A 22,103-nucleotide genomic window follows, 5' to 3' on the forward strand; every position below is an offset into this window, starting at 1 on the left:
TAACGAAGTAATTGGAGCTGGAGAATAAACTAGACACCAAGTTAATTGAAAAATCTCCTTATATCCTAGAATATTTTGCTCAAGAAAAAGAATTTGTTCAGCGAAAAAGTAAATATTGAACCAAGGAGTTAGTTGTATTATGTGTATGGTTTTACCGAAAGGTTTCAAGTACATTACTCATACAATTATGTAGTTATCCTGAAGCATCTACAGGTGTTCTTATCGACCTTGAAGAACTACTTAGCTTCCTAAGTGGAGTGACTTTATGCAAAATTAAGTGAACGTTTTTGTACATAGATTAGTTGACATTTATATAGATTTTTTCCATTTTCAAAGATAGTTTTGTTTTTTTATGTTATTTTTCAAAAATTACTGTTGAAGTTTCTATATTCATGACTCAGCATATAATCATTGTTTAATGAAATGACATACCACGTCCCTTAGAGTTTCATACGTATTACGATAACTTAAAGAAAAAAGATAATAGTAGTCAACGGTTACTATTATCTTTTTTGAACTATTTTTCATTAAAATATCTCATCTGCTGTGCTCCTTATTTACTTTTCCAGATTTTATCCTAGTTTAAAATTTATGCATTTGAACTGTTTATACAATTTGTAGGATTTTTAGCTTTTTTGTCGAATACACTTAATGCAAGGAGGGACATTACATGATTATTAAAGATTATTTCATCAACCTTTCTATTTTTTCTTTATTAGTTAGCGCAGCAATATTTATTCAAGTGTTTACAATTAATTCTAGTCGATATTTCGAAAAGCTCTATGGAGGGATTATTGCAGTTACGTTAATGTTCTTTTCTTTTCCATACATGGGATTTTCTTACGATCTTCGAGTTGTTTCTCTTATTCTATCTTTTATTTACTTTGGTCGTATTGCTGGTTGGATTACGTTAATTAGCATAATTGTAATGCGTATCTTTTACACAGGAGGGTACTGGGAACCTCCTGTGATTGCTTATTTAGGTATGGGGATTCTATTTTCTACCTTTAAAACTTATTTTAAAAAACTACATCCTTTTAAAAGTGCATCGTTATATTTTTCTGTTTTTATTGGAATAAAGTGGTTAGTTGGCGTATTATTTAATACTACATTACTTTACACAGGAGGCTTATTATATATAGCGTTAGGACTTTTAATTGGGCTATTTCTTATGGAAGCCTACCAGAGATTGTATTATTTAACACAGGACTTATCTAAAATGAATCGAGAATTAAAAAAATCGAAGCAAGAACTTGCAGATACCGTACATGAGCTTCAAGGAGGAATTTTTAAATTTAAAAAAGTGGATAAGCACTTTATACACACTTTATGTGATGGACAGTTTTATTATCAAAACGGATTTTATTCTGAACAGGTGGTAGGAAAAAGCTTACGTACTATTGATGCTTCTATTGTTCCTCCACATTTAGTTCCACAATTGATGAAGTACTATCTTCAGGCATGGGAAGGAAAAGAAATTATATTTGAATTACCTTGGCCAAATGATAAAACTATTATTCTTATTGCGCTTAGGCCGATTAAACGAAATGGACAAGTTATTGAAGTTGTTGGTTCTACAGTTGATATAACCGAAAGGAAAAAGGTAGAATCAGAATTAAGCGCTACCAAAGAATTATTGGAATCATTTATAAAGCACAATCTAGATGCTATTACCATTTCTGATCGAGAAGGGCATATTTTACAAGCAAATAAAGCTTATGAAAAGATATTTGGGTGGTCATCACAAGAAATCATAGGTAAGAGATTACCTTGTGTACCAGATTTTTTAATGGAAGAATCGCTTAAAAATATTCAGAAAATTCTAACAGGCGAATCTGTGGTTACTAGATTAGAAACTGTTAGACAAAGGAGCGATGGGAGTCTTCTTGATGTCAGTCTGACAGTTTCTCCTATACTAGATGTAAGAGGAAATGTGATAGCTTTATCAGCAATATGTAGAGACATCTCTGAAAGAAAACAAGCAGAAAGAGAACGACATCGATTACACCAGCAATTAAGAGATAGTGAAATGAAGTACCGTGCACTAATTGAACAAGCAACTGATGCGGTATATGTAGTAGAGCTGAATGAAGATAATGCTCCAAGTCGATTTATTGAGGTAAACCCTGTTGGGTGTAGAAGATTTGGATATAGTAGAGAAGAGTTGCTCTCATTATCATTTTCAAATATAGTACCACAAGATTCTCAAATGATCGTAAGGCTATTAGAAAAAATTAAAAAGGGACAAACTTCCTTCACTTTGCAAGATGAATATGTTTTTCCAACAGGAAAAGTAATAACAGCTGAGTTTAGTGTTCGTGTTTTTAACTTAAATGGTAAAAAGGTTTTCCTAAGTATTTCTCGTGATATCACTGAACGGCTAAAAACAGAAGAATTATTACGAAAATCTGAAAAACTTGCTGTTGTAGGACAATTAGCGACTGCAATGGCTCATGAGATTAATAATCCATTAACTGCAATGAAAGGGTTCATGCAATTACTAAAATCAACAGAAAATGAGAATAATCAGGGTTATATTAATATAGTATCATCAGAGATTGAGCGTATAGAGAGCATAACAACTGAATTTATGGCGGTAGCCAAACCACAGGTGGTAAAAATACAACCTAATGATATTAGTGTGCTAATGGATCAAGTTTTAATGCTACTACAACCTCAAGCAATGATGCATAATATAAAATTTAGAATCGATCTTAACCCTGGTATTCCATTGATTTCATGTGAAGGAAATCAATTAAAACAAGTATTTGTTAATATATTAAAAAATGCAATTGAATCTATGCCGATGGGAGGGGAAATTCTGATTCAAATAAATATACTTGATAATAATCAAGTAAGAATTCGTTTTATCGATCAAGGGTGTGGGATTCCAAAAGAACGTATACCATACCTTGGAGAACCTTTTTATAGTATTAAAGAAGAGGGGGTTGGCTTAGGGTTAATGATCTGTTATAAAATCATTGAAACACATCAGGGAAAGGTATTTATTGAGAGTGAAGTGAATAAGGGGACTACAGTTGAAGTCACTCTCCCTATTTGTACACTTCAAAATTAATATATTCTTTTACTGAAATTTTTAAAGAAACCATACAGAATGTAATGCTAATGTTACTTAATGAAATAATAAAGAGAAGAACACTGGTAAATTTACCCTATAGAATAGACAATTGAAAAAGCTTGTTATAAAAACATCCTTTCTTTAGAACTAAAAGAAAGGATGTTTTTAATATTGTAATTATGCTCGAAAACATTTCTTATTTTTACTTTTAATACATTTTTTAACTAATTTTGGTTAAGTTATTTTCAAAGGCGTTATTATTAATTCAATAAGTATATTTACATATCACCATCCCTAATTTTAAAAATAGCAATTTCCTGAAAACTATATATAGTTTCTTTCTGAAAGGAAGGGTATTATCAATTGAAACCACATGAAAGAATATCTGTTTACTCTATAGAATCTTTGCAGGATTTAATGAAATTACTAAAAAAATCTAAAGATTTTATAACGTTGGAAATTGCTTCTAATAATTCCTCTATAGTCATTTCATATTTTAGAACATTAATCGATGTAAATATATTTCATGAAGAGGTTTTGACTTATATAAAAGAGAAGAGCTTCGATTCGTTACAAGATATTCACTCTGTCTTACCTTTTGAGAATTCAAAAATAACAAATCAAATGGAAGATATTCAGGATAGTATTTTAAATGGCTATATACTGATTCAGTTCGATACAGATAAATTAAATTGTTTGTTAGTAAATGTGTCAAAGAAAGAAAAAAGGGATATTACAAAAGCCGAAATTGAATACAATATTGTGGGTCCGCAAATCGCATTTGTCGAAGATTTAGATGTAAATTTAAATTTAGTACGTAGAAAGCTTCCAACACCTTATTTACAAATGAAAGAATTGAAAGTAGGATCTCTCTCTAACACAACTGTTGCGATTGTATTTATTGAGGGAATTGTAAATGATCAAAATCTACAAGAAATTATAAAAAGGGTAAGTCAAATAAAAACAGACCATGTTTTGGATAGTACTTATTTGATGCAGTTAATTGCAGACAACCCGAATTCTATATTCCCTCAATTTTTGAATACAGAACGTCCGGACCGTGTGGCAGCTGTATTAGCAGAAGGGAAAATTGCACTTTTTGTAGATGGCTCGCCTTATGCTATCACTCTTCCAACAACATTAATTGACTTTTTTTCTACGACAGAAGATTACACCATGCCTTGGATTATTTCCTCCTTTTTTCGACTGCTAAGGCTTTTTGCTTTTATTTTTTCTGTCTTAACAACTCCATTATATGTTGCAATTTTAACATATCATTACGAGCTAATTCCGAGAGAACTTCTTGAAACGTTAATCATATCGAGAAGTAAAGTACCTTTTCCTCCAGTTATTGAAGCACTTTTTTTAGAAATAACGATTGAATTACTGAGAGAAGCGGGGGCACGTTTACCAACTAAAGTGGGTCTAACTGTCGGTATAGTAGGTGGTATTGTAATTGGACAGGCATCGGTAGAGGCAAGTCTTACAAGTAATGTACTTATTATCATTGTTGCACTTTCAGCCCTTAGCTCATTTACAGCACCAATATATCGAATTGGTAATACAATTCGAGTAATTCGTTTTCCTTTTATAATCGCCGCACACCTGTTGGGTTTATTAGGAATTGTTTTAACAAGCTCTTTGCTTTTAGCACGTTTATTACGTACAGAATCATTAAGACGTCCTTATTTGTTTCCTTTTTATCCTACACGCCTTACAGATTGGAAAGACAGTATTGTACGTATGCCGATTTCAGCGATGTTTCGACGTCCTATTTTTTCAAGGTCTAAACAGCGTTTTCGCTTTAATCCAGAAGAGGTAGAGAAAAATAAAATACTATCAAGAAATGATTTTGATGATTGAATTTAACAGGGAGGAGCATTATGAAACAGATCCCAATTGAGTATCAAGTCTCTCCATATATGGTATTTTTTTTAATTATTACTATACAGATGGGGGTTGGTATGCTTGGTTTTGAAAGGATTAGTGCAAAATTAGTTGGAAATGATGCGTGGATTAGCACGCTACTTTTTGGAATATCTGTTAATCTTATGATTTGGATCATATATCAGATTTTAAATCAGGGTAATGGAGACATCATTGCAATCAATCAAAACGTACTTGGAAAATGGATTGGTGGAATATTCAACTTCATTTTTTTATCCTATATTGTATTGTTAGGTGCAACAACACTACATACTTATATCGAAGTAGTACATGTTTGGATGTTTCCTTCTATTTCATCTTGGGTTATAGCTGGGGCTTTTTTGGGTTTATGCTATTACATTGTTACTGGAGGATTTCGTGTAGTTGCCGGAATCGGTTTCTTTGGAATCGTTATCCCAAGCATTCTAATCTTCACATTTTTTTATCCTTTGCAGTATGCAGATTTCCGAAATTTATTTCCAATTGCACAGCATTCATTCCTAGAAATTATGAAAGGAATGAAAGGAAATATGTTTAGTTTTTTTGGATTTGAAATGTTATTGCTGTACTACCCATTTATTAAAAAGGCAAAAACGTCTCAAAAATATGCGCACTATGCAAATTTAGTAACGACTATTGTCTACACATACCTTATGATTTTAACTCTTGCGTTTTTTAGTGAAAAACAACTAGCGAGTGCGATATGGGCATATTTAAGCATGATTAAAATTATACAATTTCCCTTTATAGAGCGGTTTGAATACATTATTGTTTCTGTTTGGGCTTTTTTTATATTACCCAATGTTTCCTTTACATTATGGGGAGTAAGTCGTGGTATAAAAGAGGCACTGGGAATAAAGCAAAAATATGTTTTGCCAGTTATCATCCTATTCATCTTTGTTTTATCATTTTTCTTGAATAACCGTAATAAAATTAACTTATTAAATACTTGGACAGGTCAAATGGGCTTTATATATATATATGTATACCTACCTGTACTATGGCTAATTCAAACCGCCAAAATAAAGTTAAGGAGATAAACATGAAGCGATGGATACTTTTCCTTATAGTAAGTGTCTTCTTAATAGGTTGTGCTAAAACGAAAATTGTGGATGACATTGACTTAGTTCAAGTTGCGGCATATGATACCGAAGCAAAAGGTAAGCTAAAAGGAACCTTTGCGATTTCAGCTTATAAAGGAGGCGGGGAAGGTGAAACGAAAATCTATTCAGCATCAGGCCAGACTGGTAGAGAAGTTCTTGCAAGAGCATCCGAAAAATCTTCTGGACCTCTAGAGTTGGGGCAATTGCGTGTTATTATATTTAATGAAAAAATAATTGAAAAGGGAATGCAGGAAATTTTAGAGACTTTGAATCGAAATCCTAGTGTAGGAAATGCAATTTATTTAGCAATTACAAATGTAAAAGACCTGCGGTAGTATGTCAACTGAAAAATAATATATTTTGAAGTTATCAAAGGACAAATTGCTTAAAAAAGACATCACGAAACTAGACCAGCACCGCATGTAAAATACTGGAATTGATTGAAAGGTAGCGATGACAAGTTTTATGTCACACTTTCACACACCTTTCAGGCGTAAAGAGTTGGTGATTACGTAGTAGCGCATCCACCAATCGCACAAATTTTCTTGCGGTTAGAACGAGTGCACGTTTGTGTTGATGTTTTGGTACTTCATTATACTTTTTTGCGTAATATTCTTGGTATTCCAATACATGCTTTCTTACAGAGTTGGCGGCTTCAACTAAGTAATACCGCAAGTAATGATTCCCATTACGAGATAATGAAGTATTTTCAGCGGTGAACCGGCCAGACTGGTATGTACGCCAATATAACCCGGCATATTTTGCGATTTTGGTTTCATCGTCAAATCTTTCGATTTGGCCAATTTCAGCGATAATACCAGCGGCATATATAGGCCCGATTCCAGGAATGGATTCTAATGTTTGCGTTAATCCAGCCATGATCCGCTTAATAGATTTTTCTAGTTCTTTAATTTGTCTTTGATAGGTACGAATGATTTCGATTGATGTTCCTAAAAGAATATCGATTGAGTCTTCTACCACCTTATCTAAACGGTACGACGTGCGAACAGCCTTTTGAATGGTTGATGCGACACATTTCGGGTCACCAAATCGATTTTTACTCTTTTCCTGTAGGAACTCAGCGAGTTCCTCTAAAGGCATGTCAGCTAGCTCTTCTAGACTGAATTTTTCAAGGAACAATTCCATCATGGCGTTACCAAATATAGAAGAATCGACTTCTTGTGAGAACGTATTACATTTATAACTTAGGTGTTGTAGAAAATGTTGTTTCTCCTTTGTCAACATTCTAACGAGTTGATAACGAGCTCTTGTTAATTGCTGTAATGCCACGTATTGACTTTCTTTCACGATGGACATTTGATTTCGCCCAAATCGTAAATAATCAGCGATGACAAAGGCATCAATTTCGTCAGTCTTATTCATGTCTGAATAACTTTTCTTGAAGTTTGCGACTTGTTTTGGATTTAGAAGAAATACCTTTGTGCCAAATCTTTTTAAGTCTTCGTCATGATGGAGAAACATGGATGGGTGAAAACTGTAAACAGATGTAGATTCTAAGCCGATTTTTAAAGTTTCAACCTCTTGATTGGTTGTGCACTGTAATAATCGTTCTTTAAGTACCTGTGCACCTGGTAAGTCATTACTGACTGAAAAAGAATCTAGCTTTTCTCCTTCACCATTTAAAAAGCAAACTTTCATATCAAACGAACTTACATCTAGACCAACAAATAATCTCACGTAAGAGACCTCCTTTCGATTTAGAATCATTGCTTGGACGTCTCGAGATATCTCTAGTGTGTACGCCGACCAACAACCTCGTGTATAAGAGCTAGTCCTGAATCGAAAGCCGCCCTAGAGCTACTAACATCTAGGTTCGAGGATCAGGCTGCTCAGCCTGCGAGTAGGGAGCCCCGCGCGTTCACTGAGAAACACTCTTTTCGTGTGGTAAATCCACAGGGGAATACAGAATTGTCCCAAATGATCCTAAGACCATTATCTAGAAATATCTTGAGACGTCCAAGTATTTTCTTTATTACTGGACTCTTATTAGAGAGAAAAACTAAGCCTGAGATAGGGCTTAAATATTAATATACGAGGGGAATCACTATTAAAGGGGAACTATTCTGAAGAAAAAGAAATTGCTTCCTATCTATCCTCTTTACTGGAGCAAAATATGGATAATGGAACGCAGCCAAAAACAAATTTTTTTATGTTTTTAAACCAACTTAATGATGATGCGAGAGATTCATATTTACCGATAATATCTAAAAAAGGTAATGTGTTGGAGTTAGATGGAATAGCACTTTTTAAAAGATGTAAAATGGTTGATAAAGTAAACCCTAAAGATTTATTTGTATTTAAATTGTTGACAGATAATTTTAAACAAGGTACATACCAATTCAAACTACCTGGTTCCCCAAATACTTACGCCACGATAGAGAATATAAAAGCTAGAACAAAATATAAGATGGAGGGGAATAGTAAGCATCCATTCGTAAATGCTCATATTCAAGTTAAAGCTGAAATTCAAGAATTTACAAAAACAAAAAATCTAGATAATCCTAAAGAAATAAAAAAATTAGAAAAAATTATGGAAAAAGAAATAGAGAAAAAAGCAACTACATTGATAAAGAGATTTATTAAAAAAGACACAGATCCTATAGGACTTAGAAAGCTTGGTAGAACTCACGTAAGAAAATGGAACAGTCAAGAATGGGAAGAATCCTATAAACATTTACGTTTTCGTGTAACAGCTGATGTAAAAGTAACCCAATCTGGTGTTACAGAATAAATCAAATAAGATATGGGGAATTTTAATGAAAAAATATAGTCTCGCAGGAGATTAGGGAGAAGAGAAACGATTAACAAAGAATTTCATAAACATTAAGATGCTTTGTTAATCGTTTTTATACCTGTAGCTTTATCACTTATAGTAATCATAATTATAATAAAAGAACACCGAAACAAATTCCCGATACCACATAATTATAAGAGGAAAATAAAGCATCAAGATATAATGTATGCTTTGTCTGGAAAAAAGAATTAAGTACTTCAAGGTTAAACACTTAACTTTAAAGTAGTTGTAGCACTTCAACTAGACTGTGCCCCCGAAAGTTAGAAAGGTCGGTTTATTAAGTAGTCTCTAGGGAATGAGCCTAGTACAATACTGGATTCATTTCCTTTTATTTTTCCTTGATTCTTTCATGATTATAGTACTTTATCTACTTTATCTACTTTGCTAATTCTTGTTAATTCTGTTATACTTTCAAATTCTTTCGATACAGAAATAGACATACAAAAACGCCATTCTTTCTTATAAATCTACAGAAAGAATGGCGTATTCTTCAAAAGTGAGTTCCTTTATTGAAAAGCTTTAGTTCTATATGACAGATAAAAGGGCAAGCAACGCTAAAATAGCGAGAAATCCTTGTTTCATGATAATTGATTTATTGGATGTGAAACCTCCGAAAATAGCTGCTACCACTACACAAATGATGAAAAATAATTGAATCATATAACCAATGGGATTATTTCCAAGTATAAGTCCCCGAATGAGGCCAGCTGCTAAGAATTCATTATATAAACCGTTTGCAAATTAATTGTCTAAGTATTTCTAAGTTTAAAGAGTACAGTGTCTTCGTTTTTTATTGAATCAACTTTTACATGTTGGTTCAATATTTTCTATTCTCTTGGAACTTAGTTCTCGTTTACTTCTCACAAAAGCAATAAAATCTATTATCTCTTCTGTTGACAGTGCTTCTCCATCTATTAAAAGTGTTGGATCTGGATCGTTTAGGAGTCTTGTAATATCAATTACATCTTTGTTTTGATGTGAATGTTCAATTCGACCTAATATATAATCTACAGATGTATCAAATAAATCGGCTATTTTTGATAAAGATTGTAATGAAGGTAATCTATAACCATTTTCATACCCGGCATAGGTGCTTTTCGCAATCCCAAGTCGATCTGCTGTCTCTTGTAAGGACCATTTTTGATTTTTTCTTAATTTAGATAAACGTTCCAGCATTCGTCTCATACCCCATCTAATTTTATTAAATTAATTATAACATAGAAAAAGAATCAAGAATAGAAAAAAGTACGCGTATTGAATACAAAATCTTGATTAATTCAAATTAAGTTCTATAATGATAAATATAAATACGCATTACGCGAACGATATATCGTTGTTTATTTTATGGAGGGGTTGTGTATGAAGAAAATTTTATTACTTGCAACTGGTGGGACAATTGCATCTGTGGAGGGGAATGAGGGGCTTGTTCCAGGATTGTCCGCTGAGGAATTATTGAATTATTTTTCGAAGTCTTCTCGAAACTTAGAAATAGATTGCAAAATCTTAATGAATATTGATAGTACCAATATGCAACCTGAGCACTGGAAAGAAATAGCTAATGCTGTTTTTAATCACTATGATGACTATGACGGGTTTGTGATTACACATGGAACGGATACGTTAGCTTATACATCTTCCGCGTTATCTTATATGCTTCAAGGTTTAAGAAAACCAGTTGTTTTAACAGGTTCACAAGTACCTATTAGTTTTAAAAAGACAGACGCAAAGAAAAATGTAGCTGATGCTCTTAGATTTGCCTGTGAGGATGTTGGGGGTGTGTTTATTGTTTTTGATAGTAGGGTGATTATTGGGACGAGAGCAGTTAAAATGCGAACAAAAAGTTATGATGCATTTGAAAGTGTGAATTATCCATATGTTGCTGAGGTAAATGAAGATGAACTGAAATATCATTGGAAGCCAAAGTCCTCCCATAATGAACTTTCAATAAATACTAATTTATGTACGGATGTTTTTCTTATGAAATTGTATCCAGGTACAAAACCAGAGATATTTGATTGTTTAAAAGATTTGTATAAAGGGGTTATTATTGAAAGTTTTGGTAACGGTGGATTACCTTTTGAAGGAAGGAACTTGCTTTCGAAAATTCAAGAGTTGACTGAAATGGGGATTGCTGTAGTGATTACTACTCAATGCCTGGAAGAAGGAGAAGACATACTTCTCTATGAAGTAGGACGGAAAGTGGCACAACATCAAGTAATATTATCTGGAGATATGAATACGGAAGCCATCATAGCAAAATTGATGTGGGCGCTTGGGAAAACTAATAAATTAGAAGAGATTAAAAAAATTATTGAAGAGCCTTTAGCCTACGATTTAACAATAAAATCTGATAAGGATTGGTAATGACTTCATATGATTTATTTAGGTTTTACATTTAATATGGGGGAGAAATTAAAATGGCAATGACAAACAAGAACGTGCGAGTGGAGAATGATTTTTTGGGAGGAAAGGAATTACCTATTGAGGCATATTACGGAATTCAAACTTTACGCGCTGTTGAAAATTTCCCGATTACAGGGTATAAAATTCATGAAAGTTTAATTAAAGCGTTCGCAGTTGTAAAAAAAGCTGCAGCGCTTGCCAATACAGATGTAGGAAGATTGGAATTAAACAAGGGCGGTGCCATCGCAGAAGCTGCTCAAGAAATTCTTGATGGAAAATGGCATGATCATTTCATCGTAGATCCAATCCAAGGCGGAGCGGGTACTTCAATGAACATGAATGCAAATGAAGTCATGGCCAATCGTGCTCTTGAATTATTAGGGATGGAAAAGGGAGACTATCATTATATTAGTCCAAATAGTCATGTAAACATGGCGCAATCAACAAATGATGCATTCCCAACGGCGATTCATATTGCAACATTAAACGCATTAGAAGGCTTATTACAAACGATGGGTTATATGCACGATATATTTGAATTAAAAGCAGAACAGTTCGACCATGTGATTAAAATGGGTCGTACACATTTACAAGACGCTGTGCCAATTCGTCTTGGACAAGAATTTAAAGCATATTCTCGCGTACTTGAACGTGATATGAAACGTATTCAACAATCGCGTCAACACTTATATGAAGTAAATATGGGGGCAACTGCAGTTGGTACAGGCTTAAATGCAGATCCAGAATATATTGAAGCAGTTGTAAAACATTTAGCTGCAATTAGTGAACTCCCGCTTGTCGGTGCAGAAGATTTAGTAGATGCGACGCAAAATACGGATGCGTATACTGAAGTATCTGCAGCACTGAAAGTATGTATGATGAATATGTCTAAAATTGCGAATGACCTTCGCTTAATGGCATCAGGTCCTCGTGTTGGTTTAGCTGAAATTATGTTACCAGCTCGCCAACCAGGTTCTTCTATTATGCCAGGGAAAGTAAACCCTGTTATGCCAGAAGTAATTAATCAAATTGCGTTCCAAGTAATTGGTAATGACCATACAATTTGCCTTGCTTCAGAAGCAGGACAATTAGAATTAAACGTTATGGAACCAGTACTTGTTTTCAACTTACTGCAATCGATTAGCATTATGAATAACGGTTTCCGTGCCTTTACAGATAATTGCTTAAAAGGAATTGAAGCGAATGAAGATCGCTTAAAAGAGTATGTTGAGAAAAGTGTAGGAATTATTACAGCCGTGAACCCTCATATCGGTTATGAAGCAGCAGCTCGCGTTGCGAAAGAAGCAATCGCGACAGGGCAATCCGTTCGAGAACTTTGTGTGAAAAATGGTGTACTGTCACAAGAAGACTTAGAATTAATTCTAGATCCATTCGAAATGACACACCCAGGGATTGCAGGAGCAACTCTTTTAAAGAAAAATTAAAAGAAGAGGGGGGAGAAGTCCCTCCTCTTTGTTTACAATATAAGGATGTTATACGTGAATAGAGGTAGAGAGATTATAAGTAAGTATACAGTGGCGTTTAATGGTTCATAGAAACAAAATTAAGAGGAGCAGCAATATAATCAACATCACTTTTAAATAAAGAGGATTTATTAAAACATCCTATCATGTTAACAACAAGTTTACATGAATCTTTATAAATAACTATGACCAACCATGAATCAATAGTTGGCCATAATGATCTTAAAGACCCATATCTTTTAATCCAGGACTATGCTCATTTGGCATTTCAGGAAGTTCTGGTACAGGAAAACCTTTTGGCGGGTCAGTTACTGCTAATGTTCCTTTGTTTCTACTTGGTGATTCACCTTGGAATATTTCTCCCATTCTTGTTGGATCTAAGCTAAAATTAAATTGTGCGTTATGGAATCCCATGTCTACATACTTTCTGCACTCTGGGTATTTATTAATATCATAGTTCGGCACAGGGAAGAGTTTTCCCCATTCAACACCCAATGTCTCTAAAGCTTTTGCGAAAGCATTTTGATGTGCATTATCACGTACAATTAAAAATGCAAGAGTTTCTCTAAATGTTTGATTAGAACTCATTTCATAAATTCTAGTCTTTTGAAGTACGCCTGTAGATTCAAGTACGACATTATCTAGTAAATCGCTAATTAAGTTTCCATGACTATATACCCAAGATCCATTCCACGGATTTCCAGCTGCATCAACAGGCAATGAACTTTGAGCACCTACAATAAAGTGGTGAGGGTTTGCATGTTTAACCGCTTCATCAAGCGGTGCTTTGTCAATACCAGCATTTCCTGGCGTAGGTTCACCAGATCCAGTTAGTAGCTGATTAATTGTATGTTGTACAAGTTCTACATGGCTTATTTCCTCTAAAAAAACACCTCGAAGTAAATCGCGATATTGCTTCTCTTTACCTCTAAAATTTGAGCTTTGGAAGAAATATTGCATCATTGTACGCATTTCCCCATAATGCCCGCCTAATATTTCTTGTAAAACTTTTGCAGCAGCTGGGTCTGGTTTATCCGGCTTAATCATATTAATTATTTCCTCTTTATAATAAAACATGAAGTACACCTCTTTTAAGTTAGTTAACATTGTTATCGTGTCCGCTATTTGGTTGCTTAATACTTTAATTCATGTTTTTACCAATTATTTATTAACTCAAAATGCAAAGTTTTTGAAAATAACTATTTTAGATGTGAGATGAAAATAGGGGATAGATACTTATCTTTTCATTAAGAATAATGAATTGTAGCTTCAAGGCTTCAGAATGACTTTTATACAATCATCTTCACGATTATTAAAAATTTGATAACCGTAGCTCGCTTCTTCAAGGGGGATTTTGTGTGTAATAATCTCTTTTGGATCAAATTCTTTATTTGTTATTTTTTTAAATAGTTCCGGCATAAAATGAATGACAGGTGCTTGTCCCATTTTAAGATTAATATTTCTAACCCAAAATGCCCCGAGTGGAAATGCATTATAATTGCCACCATAAACGCCAGTCATTTGAATCGTTCCATATTTCCTTACGGCTTTCGTAGCGATTTGAATAGGGCCGAGAGTTCCGCCTTGTAGTTTCAATTTTTGTTCCAGAAATTCTAGAGGCGATTTTTTTCCATCCATTCCCACGCAATCAATGACTACATCGGCACCGCCATGTGTAATTTCCTTTAAATGTTCTCCCATATCTGGAAATTTTGTAAACTCAAATACCTCAACATTGTTAATCTTTTTTGCGTAATTCATTCGATAATCTAAGTAATCCACTGCTATTACGCGCTTAGCACCTTGCATCCAGGCAAATTTTTGTGTCATTAATCCAACAGGTCCACAACCAAGGACGATAACGGTATCACCTGGTTTAACGCCTGCGTTTATTACACTCCAATAGGCTGTTGGTAAAACATCTGATAAAAATAGTAGGGATTCATCTTCAAGATCGCATGATTCCGGTATAACAAATGGAGTGAAATTTCCAAAAGGAACTTTTAAATATTCTGCTTGTCCGCCTGGATGATTACCAAATTTCTCCGTATAACCAAAGTATCCACCAGAATCGTAATGAGGGTTTGAGTTATCACATTGACTTTCCATTTCATGTTGGCAATAGAAACAATGTCCACAAGAAACGTTGAAGGGGATGACAACACGATCGCCTTTTTTCACTTTAGTGACATCTGGCCCGACTTCTTCAACGATTCCCATTGGTTCATGGCCGATAATGTATCCTTGAGGTAAGGGCATGTTACCTTGATATAAATGTAAATCAGAACCGCAAATAGCGGTTGAAGTAATTCTTACAATAATATCATCTTTTTTCTCTAACTTTGCATCATCAACTTGTTTAACTTGTACTTGATTTGGTCCTTGATAGGTTACAGCTTTCATCTCATATCTCCTTTTGGATTATGTCTCAAAACATAATTTTATTTAATCTCTTGGTGAAATAGAAATCTTTCTTTTATATACTGAAGGGAATTAGGAAGTATACATAGTGTTGTTATGAAAGTATGTTATATCAGTTATTCTTTCTTATATGTTTTGCCCTACTTTAAGAAAAAAATCAATTTTTATTCATAATCTAATTCCCACAAAAAGGATAATTATTATTTCATAATTTGTAGCATATTAAAAACATCGGAGGTGAAACAATATGGCAAACAATAATAGTGGAAGTCGTAATGAATTGTTAGTTGGAGGTGCTGAACAGGCCCTTGATCAAATGAAATATGAAATTGCACAAGAGTTTGGTGTACAACTTGGTGCAGATACAACAGCTCGTTCAAACGGATCTGTTGGTGGTGAAATTACAAAACGTTTAGTAGCAATGGCTGAACAACAACTTGGTGGTAGAGCTAACCGCTAAGTAAATTGGCATACAATATAGCAGATATGTAAATCAATTTCTTTTGTATATGTATAAAAATAAAAACCCTTATAGTAAATGGATTCTCACTCAAAGATTATTGATAATCTTCTTTCATAATCTTTGAGTATTTAATTTGTAAACTACTTTCCTAAACAATAAACACGCAGTGTTGGAAAGGTGTTTTCCATGCATAGTAGAAAATCTTTTGCAGGAAAAAGCATACTTAAAAATTTGATTTCAATATTGAAATCAATATTGATTATGATATTTTCGAAAGGGAGGAATTTAAAAATGGGTATTTTAAGTGGAAATCCTCAAAATGAACCGTTACATTACGGAGAAGTATTTGATATTTGGAGTTATCTTCTAGCTGCACAAGGTGGAATCGCAAGCCATCAAGTGTTTATGAATCACACAGGTGACGAAGATTTGAAGAAGTTTTTAGAAAGCTTAATTGAAAATGATATGAACTCGGAAATAGAAGAGTTAAAAACTCTTTTAAAGGTTAATGGCGTAGCTTTACCGCCTGCTCCTCCAGAACGACCAGTTGCATCTATCGAAGACATTCCCCCAGGGGCACGTATTAATGATGCTGAAATAGCAGCAGCTGTTTCTACAGGATTAGCAGCTGGACTTGTGACATGTAGTCAAGTGATGGGAAAATGTCTTCGAGAAGATGTAGGGATGTTATTCGGACAATTTCATATGAAAAAAGCGCAAGCAGGTGTAACTTTGCTGCGTTTAAGTAAGAAAAAAGGGTGGGTAGTTCCACCACCGTTACATGTAAGAAACTCTGATCAAGCTTAATAACCAAAAATAAAAAAGTGGCATTGGCCACTTTTTTATTTTTTAGATGTATCCCCAATTTTGGATTTATTTATTGTAGAAGAATCCATATATTCATCTGACATTTCCATAGCATATTTATCATGATGAATATGCTTGTGATTTCTTAATTCATCGTCGTTACGCAGCACTAGTCTCTTCATATAAATGTGGAAGAAAATTTCTGTTCCACCAATAATTAAAGCGGCTATAAATGAAGAAAGTCCAATATTACGAGTAGTGTCTAAATTAGTGAATAAGTATGTTAGTAACCAAATTCCGAAAAAAGTTAAGCCGAAATCTGCCATTGTAGCAATCATATTTCCGTATTTAGGTAAAATGAAGAGATCGCCGATTAAATAGGCAGCCCCTGTTAAGAAAAGAGAAATGAGTAATACTCTAGGAATTGAAATGCCTTGAAAGATACTGAGTACGATAAGTAATACTGCAGTTATCGCTGTGTATTTAATTAATAAAGCAACAATATGTTTCATCATTTTCCTCCATTATTTAAACGTATATGGAATAAAAGATTTCATTAAAAACGGGTTATGCTATATAGCGTAACCCATTTTAATCAACCTTTAATGGTAAGAAGTACAACCTGGGTAAGAAGCGGGCTTATACTACAGATAGTATTTGAGGAATATCGAGTTTTATTCACAAGGCGTAGTTCTATTCTAATAATAGAGATGTTGCCTAAGTACAGTGTTTTTTATTAAACTTAATAATTTTTTCCGTTTTGATTTTGTTTCTTAAATATAAGAATAAAAATTATTTTCATGCTTAATGTATCTTTTAGTCTACATATTTTCCATAATCGGGTAAAGCGATTTTATCAAATTCTTGAACGAGTGTTTTGAGGCTTGTTGATAGCAATTCACCCGACATCGGTATCCCATGTCCAGTAACAGCGGTTAGAGGCTTTAACTTCTCTAGCTTAATAACTGACTCTTTAGCGGCTTTCCAGTCTGTTGTTAAATAACGAGGCGGACCGCTTATTTCCTGTTCTTGAGTTATTACTTTATACAGATACTCCTGTTTCACTGTAACAAAAGCGTCCCCAGCAATTAAAGTTCGTTCTTTTTCTCGGAATAATGAAATATGCCCTGGAGTATGTCCTGGTGTATGAATCCATCTAAACTCTGGCATATGGGGAACAGTTCCATCGGTAGGTAGCGCTTTTACGTTATTTCCTAAGTCAATTGGTTCGTTTGGGAACAGAGGAGACATTTTTGCTACCATACCACCTTCAACTGTAGGGTCTGGTTCTGGATAGCTTTGTTGTCCGGTCAGGAACGGTATCTCCATCTGATGTGCATAGACGGGAACATCCCAATACTTGATGAGTTCAATTATTCCCCCAACATGATCAAAATGGCCGTGAGTTAAAATAATGGCTTTTGGGCGACTATTGGTACCAAATCGATCCTCAGCGATAGAGATAATTTTATTTGCACATTTAGGCATTCCAGCATCAACTAAAACAAAATCATTGGTCTCAGGATTTCCAGCAAAGCATATATTGACGATTTGAATCGTGTAACAAAATAAATCAGGCAATACTTCAATGCCATGACCACTTTCAATTGAAGTTGCTGGAATAAACTTGTAATCACTTCCATAATTCATTTCATTGTCCAATTTTTCTCCCCCTTAATATATTTTAATACGACATTATAGTTCCCTAATCTTGAAAATTCATTTTGGCGAATTTGAGAAAAGAATTAATGTGGGATTAAAAAACAATAATTTAGTCCTAGAATTAAGAGAGATTCATATCAATTTATATAAAGTGCAAACAGGAAATATTGATTTTACAATTGTAGTTTCTACTATTTTTTGAGGAGGGATTACGAGTTAATAAAAGATTCATCTGGATATTATAATGTAAGTTTATACAAAAATTACATAACAGTAGCTGATATAAATCCATTAAATAAGACGATTACTTGTATCGATGCTTTTCATAATCAAAGAATGTTTAAGTTTGGAGATATAATTGAAGTGAATTCGAGGGGATAAATAAAAAAGATTATCTCTTCCTAACTTAATTATATCATGTAAATTAAGTTCGAAATAGACTGTTTCTTCTCATTTACTACTGATACAATCAAGAACACAAGTAAAGTAAGGAGAGATGTTACATGAGTTCTTTCGTTCTCGATTTTCAGGAAATAGAAAACACGTACCTTTCACTTGTCGGTGGAAAAGGTTTGAATTTAGGGGAGTTATCCAACATTCAAGGGATACAAGTGCCAGAAGGATTTTGTGTTACAACGATAGGGTATGAAAAGGCCATCGAGCAAAATGAAGGGCTTCAAATTTTGTTGCAGCAGCTAACGATGCTAAAAATTGAGGAACGAGGTCAAATTTGTGAAATTAGTAAGAAGATTAGAGAAGTCATTATGGCGGTGGAAATTCCAGTTGATGTAGTGGAATCAGTAGCTCATCATCTCTCTCGCTTTGGCGATGAACATGCGTATGCAGTGCGTTCGAGTGCTACTGCTGAAGATTTACCGTATGCCTCGTTTGCTGGTCAACAAGATACGTATTTAAATATTATTGGAAAAGAAAGCATTTTGCAGCATATTAAAAAATGCTGGGCTTCTTTATTTACAGATCGAGCGGTTATATACCGAATGCAAAACGGTTTTGATCATAATCAAGTTTCTATATGTGTTGTCGTTCAAAAAATGGTTTTCCCTGTGGCTTCAGGGATTTTATTTACTGCCGATCCGATTACTTCGAATAGGAAGGTGTTGTCAATCGATGCCAGCTTTGGACTTGGCGAGGCGCTAGTATCTGGATTGGTTTCTGCCGATAATTATAAGGTAAAAGAAGATGAAATCGTCGGAAAGGTCATCGCAACGAAAAAATTAGCCATCTATGGACGAAAAGAAGGCGGAACAGAGACAAAGAAAATTGCTCCTAATCAGCAAAAAGTTCAAACACTTACTGAACAACAAATTTTACAACTAGCACGCATCGGAAGACAAATCGAAGTTTATTTTGGTTGTCCGCAAGATATTGAATGGTGTTTAGTTGATGATACATTTCATATAGTCCAAAGCAGGCCGATTACGACTTTATATCCAATTCCAGGAGTAAATGATGGGGAAAATCATGTGTATATATCGGTTGGTCACCAACAAATGATGACCGATGCGATGAAACCACTTGGGTTATCTTTTTTCTTGTTAACGACTAGTGCTCCTATGCGTAAAGCGGGAGGCAGGTTATTTGTTGATGCTACGCAACAATTAGCTTTACCTGCTAGCAGAGATTACTTAATAAACACTTTAGGAAAATCGGATCCACTCGTAAGAGATGCATTAACGACTATAATCGAGCGAGATGATTTTATTCAATTGTTACCGGATGATGAAAAAGGAAAGAGTGCTAGTAAAAGTAAGCAACCTGCAAGTTCGCAAACAGAAATCGAAAATAATACGGCAATCGTTACGAATTTAATACAGAATAGTCAAGAATCGATCGAAGAGTTAAAACGAAACATGCAAACGAAATCAGGTGTGGATGTATTTGATTTTATTTTGCAAGACATCCAGCAATTAAAGAAAGTATTATTTAACCCGCAAAGTATAGCTGTTATTATGGCTGGTATGAATGCTTCAACATGGATGAATGAAAAGATGGAGCAATGGCTAGGTGAAAAAAATGCAGCAGATACACTTTCTCAATCCGTACAAAATAATATTACTTCAGAAATGGGTTTAGCATTATTAGATGTTGCAGATGTGATTCGGCCGTATCCAGAAGTCATTGCGTATTTACAGCATGTAGAAGATGACAGCTTTTTAGATGAATTAGTTCAGTTTAAAGGCGGGGAAAAAGTTCGGGATGCAATCGAGGCGTTTCTAAGCAAATATGGAATGAGATGCAGCGGAGAAATCGACATTACGAAAACGCGCTGGAGTGAAAAGCCAACAATCATTATCCCGATGATTTTAAATAATATAAGAGACTTTGAAGCTGGCGCTAGTAAGCGAAAGTTTGAAGAAGGACTACAGGAAGCTTTGAAAAAAGAAGAAGAGTTAGTAGATCGATTACAAGACTTGCCGGATGGAAAACAAAAAGTAGAAGAAACGAAGCGAATGATTCGCAACATCCGTAATTGTATCGGTTATCGTGAATATCCAAAATACGGCATGATTAATCGTTATTTTATATATAAGCAGGCGTTATTGAAAGAAGCTAAGCAACTTGTGCAGAGCGGGGTCATTCATGAAGTCGATGATATATACTACTTAACTTTTGAAGAACTTCACGAAGTCGTCCGCACAAATAAACTAGATTACGAGCTTATTCATAAGCAAAAAAATGAGTACAAATTATATGAAAAACTAACGCCGCCGCGAGTTATGACGTCTGATGGAGAAATCATTACAGGTAAATATAAACGAGAAAATCTCCCAGCTGAAGCAATAGTAGGTTTGCCTGTTTCTTCTGGAGTGATTGAGGGGAGAGCACGCGTTATTTTAAATATGGAAGACGCGAATTTGGAAGAGGGAGATATATTAGTTACGGCATTTACCGATCCTGGCTGGACACCTTTGTTTGTTTCTATAAAAGGGTTAGTAACAGAAGTCGGTGGGCTTATGACGCACGGAGCAGTAATTGCACGTGAGTATGGATTACCAGCAGTCGTCGGAGTAGAGAATGCTACGAAACGAATAAAAGACGGTCAACGAATTCGGATACATGGAACAGAAGGGTATATTGAAGTGTTGTAAGTAAAAGAGCATCCACTATTATAGTGGATGCTCTTTTATTATATAGCTGACTTATTTCTTTAAACCAGCCGCATAAAAAGGTCCATGAACTGCAATAGTTGATAAAAAGCGAGCAATCTCCTCAGGTGTTTCTTTTTGTCCATTATTTAACCATTGCTGTATGACACCTATATGTGCAGATGCCATATAAGAAGTTAAGTATTCGCTTGGAACAAGTAAATTTTCCTTATTAATGAGAGGACCATTCGTATCTTCAAATAATGTTTTCCACATAAAATCTTTCAGTTTTGTTTGGAAAGATAAATCTCCATTTGGGCTAAGCACAGCTCTCATAAAACCACTATTTTCATTTAGAAATTCAAGAATAGAAGTGATAAGTATAAATGGCATTGTTGGAGAAGGATTTGTTCCAAGATCAGCAATAACTTCCGGGAATTTCTGTTTGGCAATTTTAGAAAACTCGTACATAATGTCTTCTTGGCATTTTGTCATTAAATCAAATTTATCTTGATAGTGCGCATAGAAAGTACCGCGATTAATGTTTGCTTTCGTAGTAATATCTTTCACTGTAATGGCGTCAAAACCTTTTTCTTCAATTAGCTCCACCAATGCATTTCGTATGGCGGTTTTCGTACGAACAACACGCAAATCTAAATTGCTATCGCGCAACGCATGTCCCTCCTTAATTTTACTCAACACATTTAGAAAATGTGTCTTATAACCGACACATTCCCGATTTTTGATTATTGTATATGGTTCAACTCGAACATATAATTCAAAATATAAATAAACAACACGTTGTTGATTATTATAAATCAAATTAAAGGAGG

General features: G+C 34.4%; 15 protein-coding genes and 4 pseudogenes. 11 read left to right on the forward strand and 8 right to left on the reverse strand.

The annotated features are described in order from the left end of the window. Positions 1-11 precede the first annotated feature (11 nt). The 5 genes and pseudogenes from MHI28_RS01255 to MHI28_RS01275 form a co-directional block, all read left to right on the forward strand. Positions 12-239: pseudogene (locus MHI28_RS01255) on the forward strand (hypothetical protein); the annotation flags it as partial. A gap of 431 nt (positions 240-670) precedes the next feature. Continuing rightward, positions 671-3,076, forward strand: coding sequence for a PAS domain S-box protein (locus MHI28_RS01260; protein ID WP_340827568.1), 2,406 nt, complete (start codon positions 671-673; stop codon positions 3,074-3,076). A 366-nt stretch (positions 3,077-3,442) separates the two neighbouring features. After that, entirely contained in the window at positions 3,443-4,942 is a 1,500-nt protein-coding gene (locus tag MHI28_RS01265; RefSeq protein WP_000802307.1) for a spore germination protein, read from the forward strand. Between the two features lie 20 nt (positions 4,943-4,962). After that, positions 4,963-6,045: a GerAB/ArcD/ProY family transporter gene (locus MHI28_RS01270; RefSeq protein WP_000809703.1), complete on the forward strand. Its 1,083-nt coding sequence runs from the start codon at positions 4,963-4,965 to the stop codon at positions 6,043-6,045. A 2-nt stretch (positions 6,046-6,047) separates the two neighbouring features. After that, a pseudogene (locus tag MHI28_RS01275) lies at positions 6,048-6,431 on the forward strand (Ger(x)C family spore germination protein); the annotation flags it as partial. Positions 6,432-6,576: 145 nt separating this feature from the next. On the opposite strand, the gene MHI28_RS01280 reads toward MHI28_RS01275, so the two are convergent. Continuing rightward, positions 6,577-7,806 carry an IS110 family transposase gene (locus tag MHI28_RS01280; RefSeq protein ID WP_100909797.1) on the reverse strand — a complete coding sequence of 410 codons (1,230 nt, stop codon included), beginning with the start codon at positions 7,804-7,806 and terminating at the stop codon, positions 6,577-6,579. Between the two features lie 349 nt (positions 7,807-8,155). Here MHI28_RS01280 and MHI28_RS01285 point away from each other — a divergent pair. After that, a pseudogene (locus MHI28_RS01285) lies at positions 8,156-8,860 on the forward strand (Ger(x)C family spore germination protein); the annotation flags it as partial. A gap of 588 nt (positions 8,861-9,448) precedes the next feature. Here the strand turns inward: MHI28_RS01285 and MHI28_RS01290 are convergent. Continuing rightward, positions 9,449-9,664, reverse strand: a pseudogene (locus MHI28_RS01290) (DUF1304 domain-containing protein); the annotation flags it as partial. Positions 9,665-9,721: 57 nt separating this feature from the next. Next, complete coding sequence (gene ansR / locus MHI28_RS01295; RefSeq protein ID WP_000893569.1) at positions 9,722-10,099, reverse strand: HTH-type transcriptional regulator AnsR; 378 nt, start codon at positions 10,097-10,099, stop codon at positions 9,722-9,724. 183 nt (positions 10,100-10,282) lie between these two features. Between ansR and ansA the strand changes: the two genes are divergently transcribed. Beyond that, positions 10,283-11,287, forward strand: a complete 1,005-nt coding sequence (ansA, locus tag MHI28_RS01300) for an asparaginase (RefSeq protein WP_000722294.1) — start codon at positions 10,283-10,285, stop codon at positions 11,285-11,287. A gap of 53 nt (positions 11,288-11,340) precedes the next feature. Next, the gene (aspA, locus tag MHI28_RS01305) at positions 11,341-12,771 is read left to right on the forward strand and encodes an aspartate ammonia-lyase (RefSeq protein WP_001251916.1); all 1,431 of its coding nucleotides are present in this window, start codon (positions 11,341-11,343) and stop codon (positions 12,769-12,771) included. A gap of 261 nt (positions 12,772-13,032) precedes the next feature. On the opposite strand, the gene MHI28_RS01310 is transcribed toward aspA, so the two are convergent. Together MHI28_RS01310 and MHI28_RS01315 are read right to left on the reverse strand one after the other, a co-directional pair. Then, complete coding sequence (locus MHI28_RS01310) at positions 13,033-13,887, reverse strand: manganese catalase family protein (RefSeq protein ID WP_000500336.1); 855 nt, start codon at positions 13,885-13,887, stop codon at positions 13,033-13,035. Between the two features lie 192 nt (positions 13,888-14,079). Then, on the reverse strand, positions 14,080-15,213 hold the full coding sequence (locus MHI28_RS01315) for a zinc-dependent alcohol dehydrogenase (RefSeq protein WP_340827570.1): 1,134 nt from the start codon (positions 15,211-15,213) through the stop codon (positions 14,080-14,082). A gap of 265 nt (positions 15,214-15,478) precedes the next feature. On the opposite strand from MHI28_RS01315, the gene sasP reads away from it, so the two are divergent. Together sasP and MHI28_RS01325 are read left to right on the forward strand one after the other, a co-directional pair. Continuing rightward, positions 15,479-15,691, forward strand: coding sequence for a small acid-soluble spore protein, SasP family (gene sasP, locus MHI28_RS01320; protein ID WP_000002835.1), 213 nt, complete (start codon positions 15,479-15,481; stop codon positions 15,689-15,691). Positions 15,692-15,985: 294 nt separating this feature from the next. Continuing rightward, positions 15,986-16,501: a DUF3231 family protein gene (locus MHI28_RS01325; RefSeq protein WP_000512140.1), complete on the forward strand. Its 516-nt coding sequence runs from the start codon at positions 15,986-15,988 to the stop codon at positions 16,499-16,501. Positions 16,502-16,536: 35 nt separating this feature from the next. Here the strand turns inward: MHI28_RS01325 and MHI28_RS01330 are convergent, their stop codons facing one another. Beyond that, positions 16,537-17,013, reverse strand: coding sequence for a YndM family protein (locus MHI28_RS01330; RefSeq protein WP_000680681.1), 477 nt, complete (start codon positions 17,011-17,013; stop codon positions 16,537-16,539). A gap of 304 nt (positions 17,014-17,317) precedes the next feature. Further along, entirely contained in the window at positions 17,318-18,163 is an 846-nt protein-coding gene (locus MHI28_RS01335) for an MBL fold metallo-hydrolase (protein WP_000368266.1), read from the reverse strand. Positions 18,164-18,666: 503 nt separating this feature from the next. Between MHI28_RS01335 and ppsA the strand changes: the two genes are divergently transcribed. After that, complete coding sequence (gene ppsA / locus MHI28_RS01340; RefSeq protein WP_000094221.1) at positions 18,667-21,273, forward strand: phosphoenolpyruvate synthase; 2,607 nt, start codon at positions 18,667-18,669, stop codon at positions 21,271-21,273. Positions 21,274-21,324: 51 nt separating this feature from the next. Here ppsA and MHI28_RS01345 read toward each other — a convergent pair whose 3' ends face one another. Next, positions 21,325-21,942, reverse strand: coding sequence for a TetR/AcrR family transcriptional regulator (locus MHI28_RS01345; RefSeq protein ID WP_001205691.1), 618 nt, complete (start codon positions 21,940-21,942; stop codon positions 21,325-21,327). Positions 21,943-22,103: the final 161 nt, after the last annotated feature.

It is taken from the genome of Bacillus sp. FSL K6-0268, from assembly GCF_038005425.1.
Classification (GTDB): domain Bacteria; phylum Bacillota; class Bacilli; order Bacillales; family Bacillaceae_G; genus Bacillus_A; species Bacillus_A thuringiensis_S.

Bases quoted from the DNA above. Each gene is read 5' to 3' on its own strand.
- MHI28_RS01310 (WP_000500336.1), bottom strand. From the start codon at position 13,887: ATGTTTTATTATAAAGAGGAAATAATTAATATGATTAAGCCGGATAAA.
- ansA (WP_000722294.1), top strand. From the start codon at position 10,283: ATGAAGAAAATTTTATTACTTGCAACTGGTGGGACAATTGCATCTGTG.
- MHI28_RS01260 (WP_340827568.1), top strand. From the start codon at position 671: ATGATTATTAAAGATTATTTCATCAACCTTTCTATTTTTTCTTTATTA.
- ansR (WP_000893569.1), bottom strand. From the start codon at position 10,099: ATGCTGGAACGTTTATCTAAATTAAGAAAAAATCAAAAATGGTCCTTA.
- aspA (WP_001251916.1), top strand. From the start codon at position 11,341: ATGGCAATGACAAACAAGAACGTGCGAGTGGAGAATGATTTTTTGGGA.
- MHI28_RS01325 (WP_000512140.1), top strand. From the start codon at position 15,986: ATGGGTATTTTAAGTGGAAATCCTCAAAATGAACCGTTACATTACGGA.
- sasP (WP_000002835.1), top strand. From the start codon at position 15,479: ATGGCAAACAATAATAGTGGAAGTCGTAATGAATTGTTAGTTGGAGGT.
- MHI28_RS01330 (WP_000680681.1), bottom strand. From the start codon at position 17,013: ATGAAACATATTGTTGCTTTATTAATTAAATACACAGCGATAACTGCA.
- MHI28_RS01270 (WP_000809703.1), top strand. From the start codon at position 4,963: ATGAAACAGATCCCAATTGAGTATCAAGTCTCTCCATATATGGTATTT.
- ppsA (WP_000094221.1), top strand. From the start codon at position 18,667: ATGAGTTCTTTCGTTCTCGATTTTCAGGAAATAGAAAACACGTACCTT.
- MHI28_RS01315 (WP_340827570.1), bottom strand. From the start codon at position 15,213: ATGAAAGCTGTAACCTATCAAGGACCAAATCAAGTACAAGTTAAACAA.